The sequence below is a fragment of the Massilia polaris genome (genome assembly GCF_012927275.1).
Classification (GTDB): domain Bacteria; phylum Pseudomonadota; class Gammaproteobacteria; order Burkholderiales; family Burkholderiaceae_D; genus Telluria_A; species Telluria_A polaris.
The window spans coordinates 250,049-269,160 of the sequence record NZ_JABBGG010000006.1 but is presented as its reverse complement, the minus strand read 5'-3'; the positions used below and the strand labels follow the sequence as shown (position 1 = coordinate 269,160).

14 protein-coding genes and 2 tRNA genes are annotated in these 19,112 nt (G+C 63.4%); 3 read left to right on the top strand and 13 right to left on the bottom strand.

All coding sequences use genetic code 11. The annotated features are described in order from the left end of the window. Positions 1-24: 24 nt before the first annotated feature. The 5 genes from HHL21_RS12805 to HHL21_RS12785 form a co-directional block, all read right to left on the bottom strand. The gene (locus tag HHL21_RS12805; RefSeq protein ID WP_169466371.1) at positions 25-2,307 is read right to left on the bottom strand and encodes a polysaccharide biosynthesis tyrosine autokinase; all 2,283 of its coding nucleotides are present in this window, start codon (positions 2,305-2,307) and stop codon (positions 25-27) included. A gap of 21 nt (positions 2,308-2,328) precedes the next feature. Further along, the gene (locus tag HHL21_RS12800; protein WP_169466369.1) at positions 2,329-3,450 is read right to left on the bottom strand and encodes a polysaccharide biosynthesis/export family protein; all 1,122 of its coding nucleotides are present in this window, start codon (positions 3,448-3,450) and stop codon (positions 2,329-2,331) included. A 183-nt stretch (positions 3,451-3,633) separates the two neighbouring features. Further along, positions 3,634-5,130, bottom strand: a complete 1,497-nt coding sequence (locus HHL21_RS12795; protein WP_169466367.1) for a cell envelope integrity protein TolA — start codon at positions 5,128-5,130, stop codon at positions 3,634-3,636. 103 nt (positions 5,131-5,233) lie between these two features. After that, on the bottom strand, positions 5,234-6,343 hold the full coding sequence (locus tag HHL21_RS12790) for a glycosyltransferase (RefSeq protein ID WP_169466365.1): 1,110 nt from the start codon (positions 6,341-6,343) through the stop codon (positions 5,234-5,236). 99 nt (positions 6,344-6,442) lie between these two features. Next, the gene (locus tag HHL21_RS12785; protein ID WP_169466363.1) at positions 6,443-8,257 is read right to left on the bottom strand and encodes a SagB/ThcOx family dehydrogenase; all 1,815 of its coding nucleotides are present in this window, start codon (positions 8,255-8,257) and stop codon (positions 6,443-6,445) included. A 110-nt stretch (positions 8,258-8,367) separates the two neighbouring features. Here HHL21_RS12785 and HHL21_RS12780 point away from each other — a divergent pair, with 110 nt between their 5' ends. Next, complete coding sequence (locus HHL21_RS12780; protein ID WP_169466361.1) at positions 8,368-9,201, top strand: TlpA disulfide reductase family protein; 834 nt, start codon at positions 8,368-8,370, stop codon at positions 9,199-9,201. A gap of 32 nt (positions 9,202-9,233) precedes the next feature. Beyond that, positions 9,234-11,627 (top strand): sensor domain-containing diguanylate cyclase, encoded by a 2,394-nt coding sequence (locus HHL21_RS12775; protein ID WP_169466359.1) that lies wholly within the window; start codon positions 9,234-9,236, stop codon positions 11,625-11,627. 503 nt (positions 11,628-12,130) lie between these two features. Here HHL21_RS12775 and HHL21_RS12770 read toward each other — a convergent pair. The 6 genes from HHL21_RS12770 to HHL21_RS12745 all read right to left on the bottom strand — a co-directional run bounded on the left by HHL21_RS12770 (position 12,131) and on the right by HHL21_RS12745 (position 17,572). Further along, positions 12,131-12,207, bottom strand: a tRNA-Arg gene (locus HHL21_RS12770). Between the two features lie 76 nt (positions 12,208-12,283). Further along, positions 12,284-12,360 (bottom strand) — tRNA-Pro (locus HHL21_RS12765). 176 nt (positions 12,361-12,536) lie between these two features. Further along, positions 12,537-13,874, bottom strand: a complete 1,338-nt coding sequence (glmM, locus tag HHL21_RS12760) for a phosphoglucosamine mutase (RefSeq protein ID WP_169466352.1) — start codon at positions 13,872-13,874, stop codon at positions 12,537-12,539. Positions 13,875-13,896: 22 nt separating this feature from the next. Next, positions 13,897-14,733, bottom strand: coding sequence for a dihydropteroate synthase (gene folP, locus HHL21_RS12755; RefSeq protein WP_169466350.1), 837 nt, complete (start codon positions 14,731-14,733; stop codon positions 13,897-13,899). A 104-nt stretch (positions 14,734-14,837) separates the two neighbouring features. Then, positions 14,838-16,724 (bottom strand): ATP-dependent zinc metalloprotease FtsH, encoded by a 1,887-nt coding sequence (ftsH, locus tag HHL21_RS12750; RefSeq protein WP_169466349.1) that lies wholly within the window; start codon positions 16,722-16,724, stop codon positions 14,838-14,840. A gap of 161 nt (positions 16,725-16,885) precedes the next feature. Then, positions 16,886-17,572 (bottom strand): RlmE family RNA methyltransferase, encoded by a 687-nt coding sequence (locus tag HHL21_RS12745; RefSeq protein WP_169466347.1) that lies wholly within the window; start codon positions 17,570-17,572, stop codon positions 16,886-16,888. A 41-nt stretch (positions 17,573-17,613) separates the two neighbouring features. Here HHL21_RS12745 and HHL21_RS12740 point away from each other — a divergent pair, with 41 nt between their 5' ends. Then, complete coding sequence (locus HHL21_RS12740) at positions 17,614-18,078, top strand: YhbY family RNA-binding protein (protein ID WP_169466345.1); 465 nt, start codon at positions 17,614-17,616, stop codon at positions 18,076-18,078. Between the two features lie 62 nt (positions 18,079-18,140). Here the strand turns inward: HHL21_RS12740 and HHL21_RS12735 are convergent, their stop codons facing one another. Then, a complete protein-coding gene (locus HHL21_RS12735) occupies positions 18,141-18,587 on the bottom strand; it encodes a DUF4149 domain-containing protein (protein ID WP_206085750.1) in 447 nt (148 codons plus the stop codon). Beyond that, positions 18,587-19,066: a transcription elongation factor GreA gene (greA, locus tag HHL21_RS12730; protein ID WP_169466343.1), complete on the bottom strand. Its 480-nt coding sequence runs from the start codon at positions 19,064-19,066 to the stop codon at positions 18,587-18,589. The genes HHL21_RS12735 and greA overlap by 1 nt, the downstream gene beginning before the upstream one ends. Between the last annotated feature and the right edge of the window lie 46 nt (positions 19,067-19,112).

The window sequence follows — 19,112 nt, the reverse complement described above, 5'->3', positions numbered from 1 at the left end:
ACGCGCTGTTTGTCTGGCGACGTTCTATTTGCTGTAGCCGAGCTGTGCGCCCTGTTCGTAATGGAACTGGTAGCGGCAGCCGGACAGGCGCAGCGCCAAGTCATTGAACAACACGCCCTGCGGCGAGATGCCGGCGTGGTTGAGGCGCTTGATCGACTCGTTGATCTCTTCTTCGGTCGTGCGCCCCGCCCTCGCCAGGATGAACACGGCGCCGGCGTGGGCGCCGATGATCAGCGCGTCAGCGACCGCCAGGATCGGTGGCGGGTCGAGCAGCACCAGGTCGTACGCGGCGCTCACCGCTTCCAGCAAGGTGCCGAAGTTCAGGTGCAGCAGGAACTCGGACCGGTTCGGCGGCAATGCGCCGGTGGGAATGAAGTCGAGGTTTTCCAGCACGCCGCGATGGATGACCTCGCCCACCGGCGTGGCGCCTGCGATTACGCTGGCCAGCCCATGCTCGCGGCCCACGCCAAAGTAACGGTGCAGGTGCCCGTTGCGCAGGTCTGCATCGATCAGCAGCACGCGCTTGCCGCTGGCCGCCATGACCGCCGCCAGGTTGACCGTCACGAACGATTTGCCCAGTCCGCGCGCCGGCCCGGTGATCATCACGATGTTATTGCGGAAGTGCGGCATCGCGAACAGCAGCGCCGCGCGGAAGCCGCGCAGGCTTTCGACTGCGATATCTTCAGGGGCTGCCTGGGCCAGCAAGGGCAGCTTGCCGCCGTCGTCGCGTGCCTTGCGGCTGAATTTTTTTTCGTTGGCGCTGTGCGGAATGCTTGCATACACCACCCGCGCTCCCAGCAGCCGTTCGATCTTTTGCGGGTCGTCGATGCCGCCGTTCAGCGCGCGCCGCGCGAAGGCGATCAGCGTACCGAGGAAGATGCCGGTAATCGCAGCGAGCACCACGATCAGCGGACGGTTCGGCTTGATCGGCCGCTCCGGCGCCATCGGCGCGTCGATCATGCGCACGTTGCTGACCCGGCCCACGGAAATCAGGCGCAGTTGCTGGGCGGTGTTGGACAGGGCCGTGTACAGGTCGGTGTTGACCTTGATTTCGCGAACCAGCCGCGCTTCGTCCTGTTCCAGCACGGGCAGCGACTTGATGCGCTTTTGCACGTCCTCGATTTCGGCTTCGACTTCCCTGCTCTGGCGGTTCACGCCGCGCACGATCGGGTGGTCTTCGGTGAAGCGCGTCAGCAGCTCGGTCTTTTTCTGCTGCAGCGTGATGCGGCGGCTGCGCGCTTCCGCCGCCTGCTGCAGGCTCATGCGCGCTTCCTCGCGCATGTCGACCGTGCCGTGGCTGTTGCGGAAATGGTTGTAGCGTTCTTCCGACTGTTCGAGCTGGCGTTTCAGTGCCGGCAGCTGCAGGTTCAGGAAGGCCAGCGACTTCTCGGCTTCCTCGGTCTTGCGGGCGAGGTTCTGACGCATGTATTCGCGGCCGATTTCGCTGAGCACATTGTTGATGCGCTGCGGGTCGTCGCCCTGCAAGCGCACTTCAATGATGCCCGACTGCTTGCCCTGCTCGCTGATCACCATCGCGGTCTGGATGCCTTCGATGGTGCCGAGCCGCGACAGCCGCCGCAGATAAAATTCGGCGCCGGGTTTCGCGTCCAGCCTGTCGATGCGCAGTTCGAGCTTGCCGCCGCCCGCCTGCGTCTTGAGCGTGGTGCCGACCCGTCCTTCGTACACCAGCGCCTGGCCGCCGCCGCTCAGGCGATAGACCCTGTCGCCCATCGCGGTAATCACGAAGCGCCGGTTGTGCCACGGTTCCGGCACGTCGAACACCGACACCGCCGCCCTCTCCGAGCCCGACACATAGCCGCCATGGCCGAAGATGCCGGGCTCCGACAGTCCGGCGTCGGCGCGTCCGGCGAACCAGAAGCCGATCACCGGGAAATACTTGGGCCGCACCTCGATATACAGCTGCAGGTTGTCGACCGCATGCGAAATGACCATGCGCGAGCGCAGCAGCTCCATTTCGGCGATCGCGTCTTTCTTGGTCTCGAACAGCGACGAAACCTCGGCCAGGATGTTCTTCGACGCGTTCGGACTTTCTTCCTCGACGTGGATCAGCAGGTTGGCCTGGTACACCGGATTGGCCACCAGCGCGTACACCACCGCCACCGTCGTGATCAGGAATGTGACCAGCCCGATCAGCCAGCGGCTGTCATACAGGATATTGATATAGCTGCGCAGTCCCGGCTCTTCCGGTTCGACCTGGTGCTCATAGCGCGGTTCGACCGGCATGCTGAGCATCGGCGGGCTGGTCAGCACATTGGAGATCGGATGCTGGTCGGCGGGTCGGTTCATGTGGATTGCCCTCGTGGCGATTTACGGCCGGGTGGCGCCGACCGCCTGCGACAGCGCGCCGGGGAACAACAACGATAGATTGCGGTGCCAGTTGGCCAGCGGCGAGGCGGCGACGTACACCAGGTCTTTCGGATGCAGCTCGAAGGCTTCGGCCATCGCCAGCGCCCCCGTCTGGCGCGCGTCGAGCTGGAAGACGCGGGTGCCGTCCAAGGCCTTGCGCACCACGAATACCTGGCGCGCATCGCCGGTCATGGGACTGATGCCGCCCGACTCGCCCAGCGCTTCGTTGAGGCTGAGGCGCCCGTTGTGCATCGTCAGCGCCTTCGGCGTGACCACTTCGCCGGACACGAACACCTTGCTTTCGTCGCGCGAGTGCACGCGCACGACGTCGCCGTTGAGCAGCAGGATGCTGCCGGGACTGACGCCCTTCTGAACCAGTTCGCGCAGGTCGAGGTTGTAGCGTTTCTTGTCGCGTTCGAGCACGATGCGGCTCTGGTCGGCGGTCGGCTGCAAGCCGCCCGCGCGGTTCAGGGCTTCGAGCAGGGTCATCGGGATGTCATTGATCGCCTGCAGGCCGGGCAGCCGGACCTCGCCATCCATATAGATACGCTTGCTGCGATACGACTGCACGCGCAGCGTGACGTTGGGCTGGGCGATGTAGCGCGCCAGCCGCGAGACCAGCAGGTTGCGCGCCTGTTCCTCGGTCAGCCCGGCCAGCTTGAGCGCCCCGGCAAACGGGAACTGCACCTTGCCTTCGTAATCGACGACAAAGCCCTGCGGCGGCGTCGAGGTTGTGCCAGCCTCGGCCGAACTGCTGGAAGCCACCAGCCCGTGTCCCGCGAGTTCGGGGTGGTCCCACACGACGATCGACAGGATGTCGCCGGGACCGATTTTGTAAGGCGGCGGATCGGCCACGACAAGGTGGTCCAGCGCCTGGTTCGCGCGCTGCTCGCGCTGCTGTTTCTCGGTGACGATCAGCTGTTCGGTGATGAGCTGGGTAGCGGGGGCGTCCGCTGCCGGTGCGCCCGGCTCGGCGACGTCCGGCATTTCAATACGGCTGCCGCTTGCGGCGCACCCGGTAAGCACGAGCGCGAGCAGCAGCGCCGCGCAAAGCTTGCATCGGGATCGTGCGGTATTTTTCATGATTGGTACCCGTTCACATTGCCTGTCGGGCGCGGCCGTGCTGATGCTCCCGACAAGTTACCTGTCTGATCCAGAGTAAGTGAGCGCGATGACAACGGCTTTGGCGCATATCAAATGGCGGCCTAAGCATATTTGCACCGTGAAGAGATGTGCCTGGATAAGCGGTAACGCTGCTGGAACGGGCTAACGCACTTCCTCGATCAGCTTCAGGACCTGGTCGAAAGTCCAGATGCGGCGGATCTCGATGACGTCGTAACGCGACGCGATGTTTGGCGGGAACGTTGAATACAAGGCGTTGAGGCGGACGATGCGGCGAACCGCCTCGTCGGTATCCTGGCGGCCGCTGGAGCGGACGATGGTCACGTCCTCGATGCTGCCGTCGCTGCGCACGGCGACGCTGACCAGCGGGTCGATGCGCGCGCGCTCGCCGATCAGCCTGGGGAAATTCATGCCCCCGTTACGCTCGATTTTCTGGCGCCAGCTTTCCACATACATACGCAAGGGTACGTCGCGTTCGGCGTTGTCGACCACCACGCGGCGCTGCTGGCGTTCGCTGTCGGCGCGCGGACGCACGGGCGGCGCGCCGGTCAGCAGGTCCAGTCCCTTGCTCAGCTCGCGCACCCGGTTCGCAAGGTTACTGCCGTGATTGCCCGCAGCGGCCTTGCTGCCGCCGCCAGCGCCCTGCCCGTCGGCGGCGCCGAACGGATCGCCGGCCGGTGCCGCGCGCGCTTGCGCCAACCCGCGTTCGGGGGCCTGGGCGTTGCGGGCGCGCTCCTCCGCGAGCCGCCGCGCCGCCAGTTCTTCCTGGCGTTGGCGCTCAGCCAGTTCCTGCGCAAGGCGCTGCCGGGCGAGCTGCTCGTCGAGCTTCTTGCGTTCGCTAAGTTCCTGCTGACGGCGCTGCTGGGCAAGCAGTTCCTCCGACTTCTGCCGTTCCGCCAGCTCCTGGGCGCGGCGCTGATGGAAAAGCCGTTCCGCCAACTCCTGCTGCTTAGCATTTTCCTGTGCCTGGCGCTGCTGCGCGAGGGCATCGCGTGCCGCAACCGCAGCAATACGTTCCTCGTCGGCCGCCTTCTGCAACTGCGCCTCCGCCTCGCGCTGGGCGAGCAATGGCTGCGCCAGTTCCGGCAGCGGCGCCTCGTCTTGCCGCACTTCGGCGACATCGTCGCTGCCACGCTGGGCCTCGGCGGGGTCGATCGTCTTCTGTACGGATTCTTCCGGCTGCGGCAGCGGAACCACGAAGTCGCTGGCCGGATTGCTGGCCTGTGCGATCACGCGCACGGGCGCATCTGCTTCGGGCTGGGGTAGCGGCGTGCTGATGCGGCGAGCCTTGCGCGGCTTGTCTTTCCGGACCATCGCTGGATGCAGCGGCGGGGGCGGTGCGGGCCTTGCGACCGGATCGACCAGGCGCATGCCCGTAACGGGTGCCGGCGGCCCAGGCGGAACGGGATCGGCGGCGACAGGCTCGGACTGCGGCTGCGTGACCGGTGGCAGCATAGGTGCCAGCGTGACATCGATTGCGGAGCGCGCCCCTTGCAGCGCCATGCCTGGCACGCCGAACTGGAGCGACAAAATAAGGGCGTGCAGCAGCAGCGAGACCAGCAGTCCGGCGACGAGTCGGCGGTTGCCGGCGTCGTGCGACGGCGCGGCCGCTGCGGGCGCTATCGTGCCCGCCCGGAACATGGAGCCGGCACGATGGGAACGCCTGGTTGACTACCGGCCAAAGCCATGACTGCCTCACGCAAGAGTTGGTTGGAAACTGTCGAGTTCGCACCATGTCAGAATTTTAACGAAAAGCCGGCGCGGACGATAGTATCGCGCGATACATTTCCAGGTACCGTGCGGCGATGCTTTCCCAGCCAAAACGCTCGAACCCTATCTGGCTGAGATCGAACGATGGATAGTTGTCGATCATTCGTTCCAGCCCGCGCCCGATGTCCTGCACCGACGACGGATCCACCGGCAGGCCGACGTTCCCCGTGAAGGTGCCGTCGATCCCCTGTCCTTTGCTGAACAGCACTGGCAAACCCTGCGACAGCGCTTCGACATAGACCAGCCCAAACGTTTCGTGGTGCGACACCATGGCAAATATGTCGCAGGCGCGGCAGATCTGCAGCAATTCGGGGCCGGGCGCCACCGGGCCATAAAAGGTGATGCACCCGGCATGGCGTGCGGCCAGCCGTCGCACCTTGTCCAGGCGCGAACCCGCACTGCCAACCAGGCTCAGCCTTATTCCAGGACGCAACTGGCGCAGCGCCAGGAAGGCCTCGATCAGGCGCACGGCATTCTTGTTGCGGTCGAAGCGCCCGATAAACAGGATATGGCTGGCCGATGGGCGCTTGCGGACATGCAGGTTCTCCAGCCAGAGCTGGGCGATGCCGTTGTTGATGACCACGGCCTTCGCCCGGTAAGGTCCGGCGAACATGGCGACCAGCGGGTGCTTGAAGAAATTGTCGAAATTGGATTGGCTGATAAAGACCAGTCGCTGCGCGCTGTCGAGTATCTTGCGCGCGAGGAAAACCAGGTGCGGTTTGTATTTCAGGAACATGTTGATGTCGGTGTTGCGGACCGCCACGACGTAAGGCTTGCCGTATTTCCTGAACAGTTCGTACGCCAGCGCCCCATCGCTGAACAGGGTCGTGGCATGGACGAGATCGCATTGACCGGCAATGCCGAAGGCGTCGAGGTCCCGGTACAGCTTGCAGATCTTTTGCTTGAACAAGACGCGGTGATATCCGCTGAGCACGCCGGAGAACCGCAGCGCGGAACCCGCCACCGTGAAGTCGATCCGGTTGTTGGCGGGATCGGAGTGCTTGCGCAGTGGCGTGAAGATGTCCTGCTGCACGCCGAGCCGGTCCAGCTGGGTGTACAAATTCTTGTGAACTTTGGTCCACAAGAAATCGTTGCTGATGTGAAGAATGCGAGGCTGGCCCATCCCGATTAGCGTACGGGGTGGCGGCCCGGCCTTACTTGAGAAGGCGCAATTGCCCGGGCTTCAAGGGGGAGCGCGCGGCCCGACTGCCGCAAAGTGAAGCACCCAATGCCGCTGGGGATCGGCGCCGAGCAAGGCGGCAGCCTCGTCATCGTAAAACGCGCCTACCGGGCAGCCAGCCAGGCCGCGCGCGGTGGCGCCGAGCAGCCAGCGTTCGCCCACCAGCCCGGCCTCGATCAATACGTGTCGGTAGCCGCGCGCGCCCTGTGCGAGGACCTGGTCGCGGTCGGCCGACAGGATCAGGACCGCGGCAGCATCGCCGATGACATCCTGCGACAGCGCGGCCGACTGGGCCGCGGCCTGGAAGTCGCCGCTGCGCACCCGTTGCAGCGCATGGCCCGGCAGGTAGCGGTAAATCCCACGCGGCAGGCCGGCCACCCGGTTGACCACGATATTGAGCGTCACCGCGTCGGACAGCTGCACAGGCTGCGCCGCATCGGCAAGCAGCGACGACAAGGCCGCGAGCGGCATGGCCTCGCCGCCGAAGCGGCGCTCGCTGCGGCGGTTGACGATGGTCTCGTGCAGGCCGCGGCTGGCCGGTTCGGGCGCAGGCAAGGAAACGATTTCGGCAATGGCTTGCGCGTGGTGCCGCAGCGATGTCGCGCGCTGGACCAGGCCAGTGACGCCGATCGCCGACGCGCGCAGGTCGCCGACGGCCGTAAAGCGCTCCGGCGCCAGTCGGTCGTTCGTTTTCCGGTTCAAGGCGACCAGCGCCAGCACGCCCTCCTCCACGCCATCGGCGGCGATGGCGCGCGCGGCCGCGTCGTCGTCGAACGCCGGCAGCAGCTGGGCGTGCATGCCCGCGCCGTGCGCGGCGAGACGTACGTTCTCGAGCAGGTGGCCGGCGTCGGCAGCGGCGTAACGGTAGGCGCGGTTGTGGTACTTGTAGCCAGTGCGGCGGAAGATCGAACTCAGTACGATGGCCGCGTCAGCGCGGTCTGCTGCGCTTGCGCCAAGCGTGACCGGGAGCGGCCCGAGGACATCGAGCCGATGGTGCTCGGGATCGTAGTGATACAGGCCCGGCGCCAGTCCTTCCATCGAACGTGCGGCCACATACAGCTCGCTGGGGAACAGCGCGCCGGACGACGGCGCCGCACGCAGCGCGTTGCCTCCGCGCCGCTGTGTGATGCCCGATGAGAGGTACAGCAGCTCGCCCAGGGCGGCGAGGCCGAGCCGCCCTTGCCCGCCGGCGGGCGCGCGCAGCATCTCGCCAAGAACGGCGCCGCCAGTGGCGCCGCGTGCGAGCGCAATCGTCTTCACGCCGCCATATCGCTTGAATACCGGTGGCGGCGATCCCCATTCAACGCCGGGCGCCCGCTTGAAAACGCCGCCGCGCGAGGCCGACGAAAACGCGTGATACTGGATCACCGCCTGCACCGGTGCGGGCATGTCGCCAGGGCCGACGGCCGGCAGCGCATCGCCGGCCTGGCGTGTTCCGACAAAGTACGCCACGCCGAATGCCGCCGCCAGGGCCGTCGCCTGGAGCACCAGCCGTGGCCCGCCGGGCTTCGCCGGCTGGGGTTTCGGCTGCTTGCGCGCGAACCAGCGCAGCACAATCGGCAGGTTGAATACAAGATGGACCGACATCAGCGCCAGCGTCGCGTAGCCGAACAGGTAGTGCCAGTCGAACACCGGCAGCTGCTGGTTGGCGACCCAGAAGATCCCGAGGCCCGCGGTTGCCAGCAGGTAGGCCAGCAACAGCAGGCTGGTTTGGACATTCAGCGCAAGGCGCGCAGGCGCGCGTCCGCGCCAGGCCAGCACGGCGAGGATTGCGGCGTAGGCCGCAAGCGGAATCAGGACCCAGGCAAGCTTTGGCATCGGCAGGCACCGGCGAGAGGCGACGTATCGGATTCTATCGCGGTTCCTGCTGCGCCCTCGTGCGCTGCGCGGCCTGTCACAATAGACCTTTCAATTCGACGATGCCTGCCATGATGAACTTTAACCTCGGCCCGCTCAGCATCCAGGCGAGCCACCTCTTCCTGCTAAGCAGTTTAGTCATTGCGACCGCCGTCGGTCATTGGGTCGGACGGCGCGACAAGGTCCGCATCGGCGGCCTGCTGGTCGATATGCTGGTGATCGGCCTGATCGCCGCGCGCATCGCCTTCGTCGCGAGCTGGTTCGAACTTTACCGCGAGTCGCCCCTGTCCATCATCGACATTCGCGACGGCGGCTTCGCGCCGCTTGCCGGCATCGGCGCGGCACTTGGATACGGCGGCTTTCGCGCTTACCGCCACAATGCGCTGCGCAATCCGCTGGTCGCGGGGGTCCTCGCCGGCGCGTTCGCGTGGTTCATGTCGGGGGCGCCGGCGATGCTCGGCATGAGCGAAGAAAAGGCCGTGCCCCAGGTGACACTGGCGACGCTGGACGGACAAGCGGTGGTGTTGCCGGAGCTGTCCCGGGGCCGCCCGATGGTGGTGAACCTGTGGGCGACATGGTGCCCGCCATGCCGGCGCGAGATGCCGGTGCTGGCGGCGGCGCAGCAGCGCGAGCGCGGCATCACCTTCGTGTTCGCGAACCAGCGCGAAGAAGCCGGTACTGTGCTTGACTACCTGCGTGGCGGTTCGCTGGCGCTCGACAATGTCCTGCTCGACCAGTCGGGCGCGACGGGCCGCGCGGTCGGCTCTTCCGGCATGCCGACGACACTCTTCTACGACGCCGGCGGACGCCTGGTCGATGCGCACGTCGGCCCGGTATCGGCGGCTTCGCTGGAGGCCAAGCTGGACCAGCTGCGCGCCGCGGCCGGCGCGAGCGCCTTGCGTTAGCGAACGGAGCCCTCGCAAGGCTGCATGCTATATTGGTCCTGGCTCAGCCGGGTCCAGTACACGCAGCACCGCGGATTGGCTGGAGCGGAGAAGTAGATGAAACGGTGAGGTATTTCACCCTTACGGGCTTCCAGATGCCACGATCCACCCGCTCACGGGTTCGCGAAAACGCCCCGGTCTCCCTGCTGCTGATCATATCGTGCGTCGTCACGCTGCTCGCCTTCCTGGCGCAGCAACGGACGCAACGCGAACGCATCGCCATCCATGCGAAGGCCGATGCGACCGAATCGGTACTGGCGCTGCAGCATGGCGTGGACGCCTACCTGCATCTCACCAGGGGGTTCGGCGGGTTCATCGCCGCATCCGGCCCGACCAACCTGAAGGACTACGACACCTACCTCGCCACTGTCGACGCACTGACAGATCATCCCGGCTTGCGCTACATCGGCTACATACCCCGCGTGCCGCGTGCCGCGGCGCAGTCATTTGAAGCCAGTGTGCAGGCCGAGGCGCCGGGCTTCGCGATAAAAGGTTCGGGCACCGATCCGGACTTCGCCTTTCCCAACCTGTACGCCGCGCCGCGCGACAAACGCTCGCTGGGCATTCGCGGACTCGACTTTTCCGGTATCCCCCAGCGCTGGACGGCGATGCAGCAGGCGCGCGACTCGGGCCAGACCATTGCCACCGAGCAGCACCACTACGTGACGGCGCCGGGTATGGTGCCAATCATCATGGCGTTCACGCCGATCTACGACCGGGCATTGCCTTCAAGCACCGTCGAAGAGCGGCGTGTCGCGCTGCGCGGTTTCGTGTTCTCCATCTACCACGTGCCGGCCATGATTGAACGGGCGCTGGGCGACGCGTTCCGCTCAGAATTCGACCTCGACATCGTGGATGGTGCGAGTGTCCTGTACAAGAGTGGCGAGCGCGTGCCGCGCGCGTCGGGCGAACGCGCTTTCGGTGTCGCGCATCGCGCGTCGGTGATCTTCGGCGGCCGGCATTGGCAATTGTTCTTCTATCCCAGGCCGCAGTATTTTGCGCGTTACGAGAGTTCGATGGGCAACGTGATCCTGGTGGGCGGGCTGGGCGCGTCGCTAACCCTGGCGTGGGCAATGGCGGCCTGGCTTCGCCGCAACCGGGCCAGGCTGGGCAGCTACAAACAAACGCTGCGCTTCGATGAAGTGTTCGAAAGCCACCCGTCGGCCGTCTATCTGCTCGACCGGCAACGGCGCTTCATCAACGCCAACGCACGCGCCCTCATCGAGTTCAAGATGAGCAGGGAGGAACTGATCGGAAAGTCGATCGAGCAACTCATCATCCCCGCCAAGCAAGACATGTCGCGCGAGCAATTCGAGCAAGCGCTGAGCGGCAATTCTGTCACCTACGACTCGGCGATTATCGACGGCAAGGGCCACGAGATTCAGCTGAGCGTCATCATGATCCCGATGAAGACGAACGACCGGGTCGCCCACGTGGTGGGGATCGCGGAAAACATCACCGCACAGCGCGAGCGCGCATGGGAACTCAAGGAATCGAAGCAAATGCTGCAGCTGGTAATTGACCATATTCCGCAACGCGTGTTTTGGAAGAATACCAAGCTGGATTATCTCGGTTGCAATAAGGCGTTTTGTGACGACGCCGGGCTGGAGCAACCGGAGCAGATCATCGGCAAGAGCGATTTCGACCTGGCTTGGCACGCCAGTGCCGACTCGTCTCGGACCGAGGACGCGGCGACGCTCGCGACCGGCAAGGCCAAGGTCAACTACGAAGAACAGCAAAACCGCGCCGATGGAAGCGTCGTCTGGCTGCGCACGAGCAAAATTCCGCTAAGCAATATCGATGGCGAAACGGTCGCATTGCTTGGACTGTATGAGGACATTACGCTGCGCAAGCAGATGGAAAGCCAGCTGCGCGAATTGGCGCATTACGACGGACTGACCAAACTGGCGAACCGGACATTTTTCTACGATCACCTCGAGCAAGCGATTGCGCGCATCAAGCGCAAGGGCGGCCAGTTCGCGCTGATGTATTTCGATATTGATCGCTTCAAGAGCGTGAACGATACCTATGGGCATGACGTCGGCGATGCTTTGCTGACGGCGTTCTCTGCGCGTATCAAGGCCACGGTACGCGACATGGACGTCGTTGCCCGCCTCGGCGGCGACGAGTTTGCGCTGCTGCTGGACGATATCAGCGACCGTTCCGCAGCGGAACGCGTCGCCGGCAAACTGGTCGCTGCGATGCACCCGCCGTTCCAGGTGGGCAGGTTGGGCTTATCGGTAAGCACCAGCATCGGCGTGGCATTCTACCGGCGCGGCATGAGCGCCGACGAGATCATCCGGCAGGCGGACGGCGCCATGTACACGGCGAAACGCGCGGGCCGGGATCGCTATGAGATCGTCGCCGAACCGGTCATCGAACCCTAGTCAGGCTCAGTTCCGGCGAAAAATTGGCTGGAACGGCACCGCGGGGGCCGTGGTACTTGCTACCATGATTATTGCGGAAGTATAAACACCTACATACCATTTGCCATCATCGCAACCCTGGTTGCCCTTGTCGTGATTTCGAGCCTGGTGCCGCTCGGAATTCGTGACTGCTCACCGCTGAGTATCCTCATTTGAACGCAAGTTGCGCTCCCACGCTTCGACGACGCTCTGGTGCTCGAGCGGACGCAGATCTTTGTAGATCCAGGCTTCGTGCCCGTCATCGCGCGTGAAGCCGCGCGCTCCAAGTTCAACCAACAGCCGCCGCAGTTCTGTGTCAGGGGGTTCCGGTAACACGACTCAGGGTTGCCAGGCTTCTGTCGATCCGTCCTCAAGTCTACGATCAGGAATTGATTTCGCATCCAGGTTAGCCCTGGTGTCCAACGCACATGCGGCACAGGACTACATTGCAATGCCAGTGGATGTACGCCGATTTCGACGTTTTTTGGCCTGCCCAGCAGGAATCGAACCTGCGACCCTCAGCTTAGAAGGCTGATGCTCTATCCAACTGAGCTATGGGCAGTTTGTGTTGCGGAGAAGAATTCTCCGCGGAAATGAAAAACGGGCCGCCAACTCAATGACAGCCCGTCTTTTTAACTTGGTCGGAGTACAAGGATTCGAACCTTGGACCCCCTGGTCCCAAACCAGGTGCGCTACCGGACTGCGCCACACTCCGAAGACTCAATTATACTGCGCCGACCGAAAGTGGTCAATGTGCGCGGGTAAAGTATTTGGAATGGTTGTTGCGGGGTGGGAAGCAGCAACCTTCATTTCGATCTGCTGCCACGGCTGAGTGACAGCGTACGTCTGGCACGCCGCAAAATGGGTTTCCGCTTTCGCGGAAACGACGGGTCACGTTGTAACTTTGTCTGCGATGCGGCGGGCTGTGCTTTCTGCGAGTTGCTGGGTCTTGGCTTCGACCATCACGCGGATCAGCGGTTCCGTGCCCGATGCGCGGATCAGCACGCGCCCGGCGTCGCCCAGTTCTTTCTCCGCCTTCTCCTTTTCCGCAACCATGCCGGCGTTCTGGGTCCAGTCGAACCCGGCTGGCACCTTCACGTTGATCAGGCTTTGCGGGTACAGGGTCAGCTCGTCACAGCATTCGTCCAGCCCTTTGCCGCTGCGCTTCAGCGCCGACAGAACCTGCAACGCGGAGACGATGCCGTCGCCGGTGGTGTGCTTGTCGAGCGCCAACAGGTGGCCCGAACCTTCGCCGCCGAACAGCCAGCCCTTCTCTTGCATGACTTCCAGCACGTAGCGGTCGCCGACCTTGGCGCGCGCGAAGCCGATGCCGAGTTCCTTGAATGCCACCTCGAGCGCCATGTTGGTCATCAAGGTGCCGACCACACCGGCAACCGGTCCGACCGTCATGCGGTCGCGCACCATCACGTACAGCAGTTCGTCGCCGTTGTACAGGCGCCCTTTCGCGTCGCACATGATCAGGCGGTCGGCGTCGCCGTCCAGCGCGATGCCGAGGTCGGCCCCATGCTCGACAACGGCGGCAGCCATCGCCTGCGGTGCGGTCGCGCCGAATCCGGCGTTGATGTTGAAGCCGTCCGGTGTGTTGCCGATCGAGATGACCTTGGCGCCCAGTTCGTGGAATACGTGCGGGGCGATGTGGTAGGCGGCGCCATGGGCGCTGTCGACCACGATCTTCATGCCGCGCAGGTCCAGCTCGTTCGGGAAGGTGCTCTTGCAGAATTCGATGTAGCGGCCCTGCGAGTCGTCGAGGCGCTTGGCGCGGCCGAGCTTTTCGGCCGGCACGCATTCCATCGGCTGGTCGATTCCTGCTTCGATTTCCAGCTCCACCGCGTCCGGCAACTTGGTGCCGTACTGCGAAAAGAACTTGATGCCATTGTCCTGGAACGGGTTGTGGGACGCCGAGATCACGACGCCGGCCGACAGGCGCAGCGCGCGGGTCAGGTAGGCGATCGCAGGGGTCGGCATCGGGCCGGCCAGTTGCACGTCGACGCCGGCGGCCGAGAAGCCCGCTTCCAGCGCGGCTTCCAGCATGTAGCCGGAAATGCGGGTGTCCTTCCCGATCAGTACGGTCGGACGGCCGGAGGCCGAGCCGTTGCGGGCCAGTACCTTGCCGGCGGCGTAGCCGAGGCGCATCACGAAGTCAGGGGTAATTGGCGCTACGCCTACCAGGCCACGCACACCGTCTGTACCGAAATATTTACGTCCCATGATGTCTCTTATTTTCTATGAATTAATGGATTGCGGCTGCTTGCCACACTTTGAATGCATCTACCGTTTCGGCTACATCATGTACGCGGACAATTCTAGCGCCATGCGCTAGCGCAGCCAATGCCCCGGCCAAACTTCCGGCCAGGCGTTGTTCCAGCGGCTTGCCGGTCACGGCGCCGATCATCGACTTGCGCGACAAACCCGCCAGTACCGGCAGGCCCAGGTCCTGCTGCATCTTGCCGAGGTTGCGCAGCAAGGCGTAATTATGTTCCACCGTCTTGCCGAAGCCGAAGCCAGGGTCGATGCAGATGCGCTGGCGCTCGATTCCCGCCGCAACCATGGCCTCGACGCGCTCGCGCAGGAAGGCGACGACCTCCTCCACCACATCGGCGTATTCGGGGCTTTGCTGCATTGTTTCGGGCGAGCGCTGCATGTGCATCACGCACAGGGCGCAGTCGCTGTCGGCAACGGCTGCCAAAGCACCCGGCGCACGGAAGGCGTTGATGTCGTTGATCATGTCGGCGCCGGCCAGGATAGCTTCGCGCATCACTTCCGGCTTATAGGTGTCGATCGACAAGGGCTTGCCCAGGTCGCGCAGCGCGTACACGGCAGGGATGACGCGGCGCAGCTCTTCGTCCAGCGGTACCGCGGGCGATCCCGGCCGCGTGGACTCGCCGCCGATGTCGATCATGTCGACGCCTTCGGAAATCATCTCCTCGGCGCGCGAAACGGCAAATTCAAGCGATTGGAAACGGCCGCCGTCCGAGAACGAATCCGGGGTGACGTTGAGGATGCCCATCACCAATGGGCGTGCGTCGAGGTCGAAGCCAAAGCGGCCGCATTGCAGGTATTGTCGCATTCGGTAAGGCAGTCTCCGGCGGGGCAATTTGTCGCCGCAATGAAAAAATGCCGTTCAGTAATTATCTGAACGGCATTATATCTGTTGCTGGCGGAATTTGAGCTTTACGCAGGTGCGGTCGCGTTTGGCGACACATCGCCCGAGCCGCTGCCCGGTGGCTGGTTGCGCTTTGGCGGCACTTCGAACTTCGGTGGACGCGGCTCGTTGCCGGCCATGATGTCGTTGATCTGGTCCGCATCGATGGTTTCCCAGTCGAGCAGCGCCTTGGTCATCGCTTCCACCTTGTCGCGGTTCTCTTCAAGCAAGCGGCGCGCCAGGGCGTACTGCCTGTCGAGGATGGCGCGGATTTCGGCGTCAACCTGTTGCTGGGTCGCTTCCGAGATGGTCTTGGTGGCGCCGCCGAAGAAGCCTTCGTTCTCGCTGTCCTCGTACACCATCACGCCCATGCTGTCGCTCATGCCGAAGCGGGTCACCATCGAGCGGGCCAGCTTGGTTGCGCGGGCGAAGTCGTTCGAGGCGCCGGTGGACATCTGGCCGACGAACAGTTCTTCCGCGATACGGCCGCCGAACAGGATCGAGATTTCCTCGAGCATCTTGTCCTTGTAGCCCGACAGGCTGTCGTGTTCCGGCAGCTGCCAGGTCAGGCCGAGGGCGTAGCCGCGCGGCATGATCGTGACCTTGTGCACCGGGTCAGCCTTCGGCAGCAGCTTGGCGATGACGGCGTGGCCGGACTCGTGGAAGGCGGTGTTGCGGCGCTCTTCCTCGCGCATGACCATCGACTTGCGCTCGGGACCCATGAAGATCTTGTCCTTGGCGTCCTCGAAGTCGCTCATCTCGACCAGGCGCTTGCTGCGGCGGGCCGCGAACAGCGCTGCTTCGTTGACCAGGTTAGCCAGGTCGGCGCCCGAGAAACCAGGGGTGCCGCGGGCCAGGATGTCGGCCTTGACGTCGGTAGCGATAGGCACTTTGCGCATGTGGACGTGGAGGATCTGCTCGCGGCCGCGGATGTCCGGCAGGCCAACCACCACCTGGCGGTCGAAGCGGCCCGGACGCAGCAGCGCCTTGTCCAGCACGTCGGCGCGGTTGGTTGCAGCGACGACGATCACGCCGGAGCTGGCCTCGAAACCGTCCATCTCGACCAGCAGCTGGTTCAGCGTCTGTTCGCGTTCGTCGTTACCGCCGCCCATGCCGGCGCCGCGGTGGCGGCCGACAGCGTCGATCTCGTCGATGAAGATAATGCATGGGGATTGCTTCTTGGCGTTCTCGAACATGTCGCGGACGCGGCTGGCGCCGACGCCGACGAACATTTCAACGAAGTCGGAACCCGAGATCGAGAAGAACGGCACCTTGGCTTCGCCGGCGATGGCGCGCGCCAGCAGGGTTTTACCCGTGCCCGGAGGGCCAACCATCAGCACGCCGCGCGGAATGCGTCCGCCCAGCTTCTGGAACTTGGTAGGGTCTTTCAGGAAGTCGACGATTTCGGTGACTTCTTCCTTGGCTTCGTCGCAGCCTGCGACGTCGGCGAAGGTGACGGTGTTGTTGGTCTCATCCATCATGCGTGCTTTGGACTTGCCGAAGGAGAACGCGCCGCCCTTGCCGCCGCCCTGCATCTGGCGCATGAAGAATACCCAGACGCCGATCAAGAGCAGCATCGGGAACCAGGAAATGAAGACTTGCTGGAGGAACGAAGGCTCCTCAGGCGGTTTGATGTCGAAGCGCACGCCGTTCTCGCGCAGGTCGCCGATCAGGCCGCGGTCGAGCACGGTGGCGGTCGAGCGTACCTTGGAGTCGTCGACCCGGGTAGCGGTGATGTTGGCGCCTTCGATCACGACGTCCTTGATGCGGCGCGCCTTGACCTCATCGAGCAGTTCGGAATAAGCGATGGACTTGCTGCCGCCGGCGACGCTTTGGGTGTCGAACTGCTTGAACAGCATGAACAACAGCAGCGCGACGACCACCCAGATGGCGGATTTGGAAAACATATTATTCACGAAAACTCCTTCGATGCCGGGGGCATCTTTTTACCGAATATAAGGGCCGATTCTACTATCAATCAGCAGGGCGCGCCACGCACGCCCGCGATCCTGGCCAAAAAAGCGCTGGAAACCCATTCTACCTGCGGGTTTCCTGCGCAAGATGTGCGGCTATGCGGTCAAATATCAAGAGCAGATTCATCATCTGCAGCGTGATTCTTTTCGGTAGGATTTTTCAGCCCGCGGCCGACCAGGAAGATTTCCGACGACTTATCCCGGCTTGCCTTGGGTTTGACTTGTTTAACAGTCTTAAATTCGAAACGGAATTTCTCCACGATCTGGCTGAAACCCATGTCCTTGAAACATTTCACCACGAGCGCGCCCGATGGTTTCAGGTGGAACTGCGAGAATTCAATTGCCAGATCAATAAGATGCTCCATGCGCGCGGAGTCGGCCGTCGGAATACCCGACAGGTTCGGCGCCATGTCCGACAGCACCACGTCGCACTTGCGTCCCTGCAAAATCGCGTCGAGCGCACGCAGGCTGCGCGCCTCGCGGAAGTCGCCCAGGATGAAGTGCATGTCGGCAATCGGCTCCATCGGCAGCATATCGAGGCCGATAATGGTGCCATTGATGCCGCCCCCCTCCTTGCCCGACATCTTCTTACGGACGTACTGGCCCCAGCTGCCTGGAGTGGAACCGAGGTCGACCACGATCTGGCCCGGTTTGATCAGTTTCTCCTGTTCGTCGATTTCCTTGAGCTTGTAAGCGGCGCGTGCACGGTATCCCTCTTTCTGTGCCAATTTGACATAGGGATCGTTTATGTGGTCGTGCAACCAGTTTTTGTTTAATTTGTTCTTTGCCATTCGCGTAGAATACTGCTTTTAAAGGATTATCTTAAAATATTATGCAAAAACTTACCCCCGTCGAGCGCAGCGCACTGCGCGCCGAAGCCCACGGACTGAAGCCTGTCGTAATCGTTGGCGAAGCCGGCCTGACTCCGGCAGTAATGAAGGAAGTCGCGGCCAGCCTCGATTCGCACGGCCTGATCAAGGTACGTGTATTCGGCGACGACCGTGAAGCGCGCGTCGCCATGTATGACACCATCTGCGAAGAACTCGACGCGGCGCCGGTCCAGCACATCGGCAAGCTGCTGGTGATCTACCGCCCGAAAGTCGAAGCCGTCAAGGAGCGCAGCTCCAAGTCAGGCAAAGGTATGCGCGAAGTCACCATCGTCAAGGCCAGCGCCAGCGGCACCAAGCGCCCTAGCGTGACCAAGGTTATGATCAAGGGCAACGAGCGGGTTACGGCCGGCGGCAACATCAAGCGTGCCAAGCCGCGTCAGACCAGTTCCAAGAAGAGCCTCGGTTAAGCGAGGGTTTTCGTAGGGTGGGAAAGCGAAGGCTCGGCGCCCCCGCGCATTCCGCCCTACATTCAGGCTCGGCTTTTTAGCACCAGCGACACCCCCAGCACGCTCTGCGCCAGGTAAATCAGCGCGGCCACGCCGTGCACGATCCCGAACTTCATCTTCAGGTTCGAATCCATCACACCCTGCGTACCAGCCGCTTCACGCAGCATCGCCATCACCGGCTGCATGCCGAAATACCCAATCACCGTACACGCCAGCATCGCGCCGACGATGAAATTGAGCGTGCGCTTGCGCTTGGCGTCGAGGTCCGTGGCCAGCATCACCAGCACAAACATCGCCAGCGCGCACGCCACGGTCAGCCACGCCTCGCTGCGGAAAATACCCGCCGCGATATTGCCGAACATCTTGCGGTCGGCTAGCGTGTTCGACAAAGTCGGCGCCACCAGGTAGCCAACCGTCCACAGGCTGCCCGCCCACAGTGCGGCAACCAGCAGGCGCAAACGCGTCAGCATCAGATGTACTTGACTTCGAGGATTTCGTATTCGCGCGGGCCCGACGGGGCCTGCACTTCAACCACGTCGCCGGCGTACTTGCCGATCAGCGCGCGCGAAATCGGCGAGGTCACCGAAATCTTGTTCAGCTTCAGGTCCGCTTCATCGAGGCCGACGATCTGGTAGGTCACCTTCTGGCCGTTTTCCAGGTCTTCCAGGTCCACGGTCGATGCGAACACCACGCGCCCTTCGGCATCGAGGGTGGCCGGGTCGATGATCTGGGCCGAACTCAGTTTGCCTTCCAGTTCCGAGATGCGGCCTTCGACGAAGGCCTGGCGTTCCTTGGCTGCGTCGTACTCGGCATTCTCGGACAGGTCGCCGTGCGAACGCGCTTCAGCGATCGCCTCAATCACACTGCGGCGCTCTTTGGTCTTCAGTTGATGAAGTTCGTCCTTGAGCAGCGCGGCGCCGTATTTGGTAAGTGGAACAGTGTTGTTCATATCGTATTCGGTATCAACTAGAAAGTGAAAACCACAGAGCCCGCGA

What these genes read in the sequence shown, in the direction of transcription:
- HHL21_RS12735 (WP_206085750.1), bottom strand. Translation starts at nt 18,587, where the DNA reads ATGCTGACGCGTTTGCGCCTGCTGGTTGCCGCACTGTGGGCGGGCAGC.
- HHL21_RS12780 (WP_169466361.1), top strand. Translation starts at nt 8,368, where the DNA reads ATGATGAACTTTAACCTCGGCCCGCTCAGCATCCAGGCGAGCCACCTC.
- HHL21_RS12795 (WP_169466367.1), bottom strand. Translation starts at nt 5,130, where the DNA reads ATGTTCCGGGCGGGCACGATAGCGCCCGCAGCGGCCGCGCCGTCGCAC.
- HHL21_RS12745 (WP_169466347.1), bottom strand. Translation starts at nt 17,572, where the DNA reads ATGGCAAAGAACAAATTAAACAAAAACTGGTTGCACGACCACATAAAC.
- HHL21_RS12805 (WP_169466371.1), bottom strand. Translation starts at nt 2,307, where the DNA reads ATGAACCGACCCGCCGACCAGCATCCGATCTCCAATGTGCTGACCAGC.
- HHL21_RS12800 (WP_169466369.1), bottom strand. Translation starts at nt 3,450, where the DNA reads ATGAAAAATACCGCACGATCCCGATGCAAGCTTTGCGCGGCGCTGCTG.
- HHL21_RS12740 (WP_169466345.1), top strand. Translation starts at nt 17,614, where the DNA reads ATGCAAAAACTTACCCCCGTCGAGCGCAGCGCACTGCGCGCCGAAGCC.
- glmM (WP_169466352.1), bottom strand. Translation starts at nt 13,874, where the DNA reads ATGGGACGTAAATATTTCGGTACAGACGGTGTGCGTGGCCTGGTAGGC.
- folP (WP_169466350.1), bottom strand. Translation starts at nt 14,733, where the DNA reads ATGCGACAATACCTGCAATGCGGCCGCTTTGGCTTCGACCTCGACGCA.
- greA (WP_169466343.1), bottom strand. Translation starts at nt 19,066, where the DNA reads ATGAACAACACTGTTCCACTTACCAAATACGGCGCCGCGCTGCTCAAG.
- HHL21_RS12785 (WP_169466363.1), bottom strand. Translation starts at nt 8,257, where the DNA reads ATGCCAAAGCTTGCCTGGGTCCTGATTCCGCTTGCGGCCTACGCCGCA.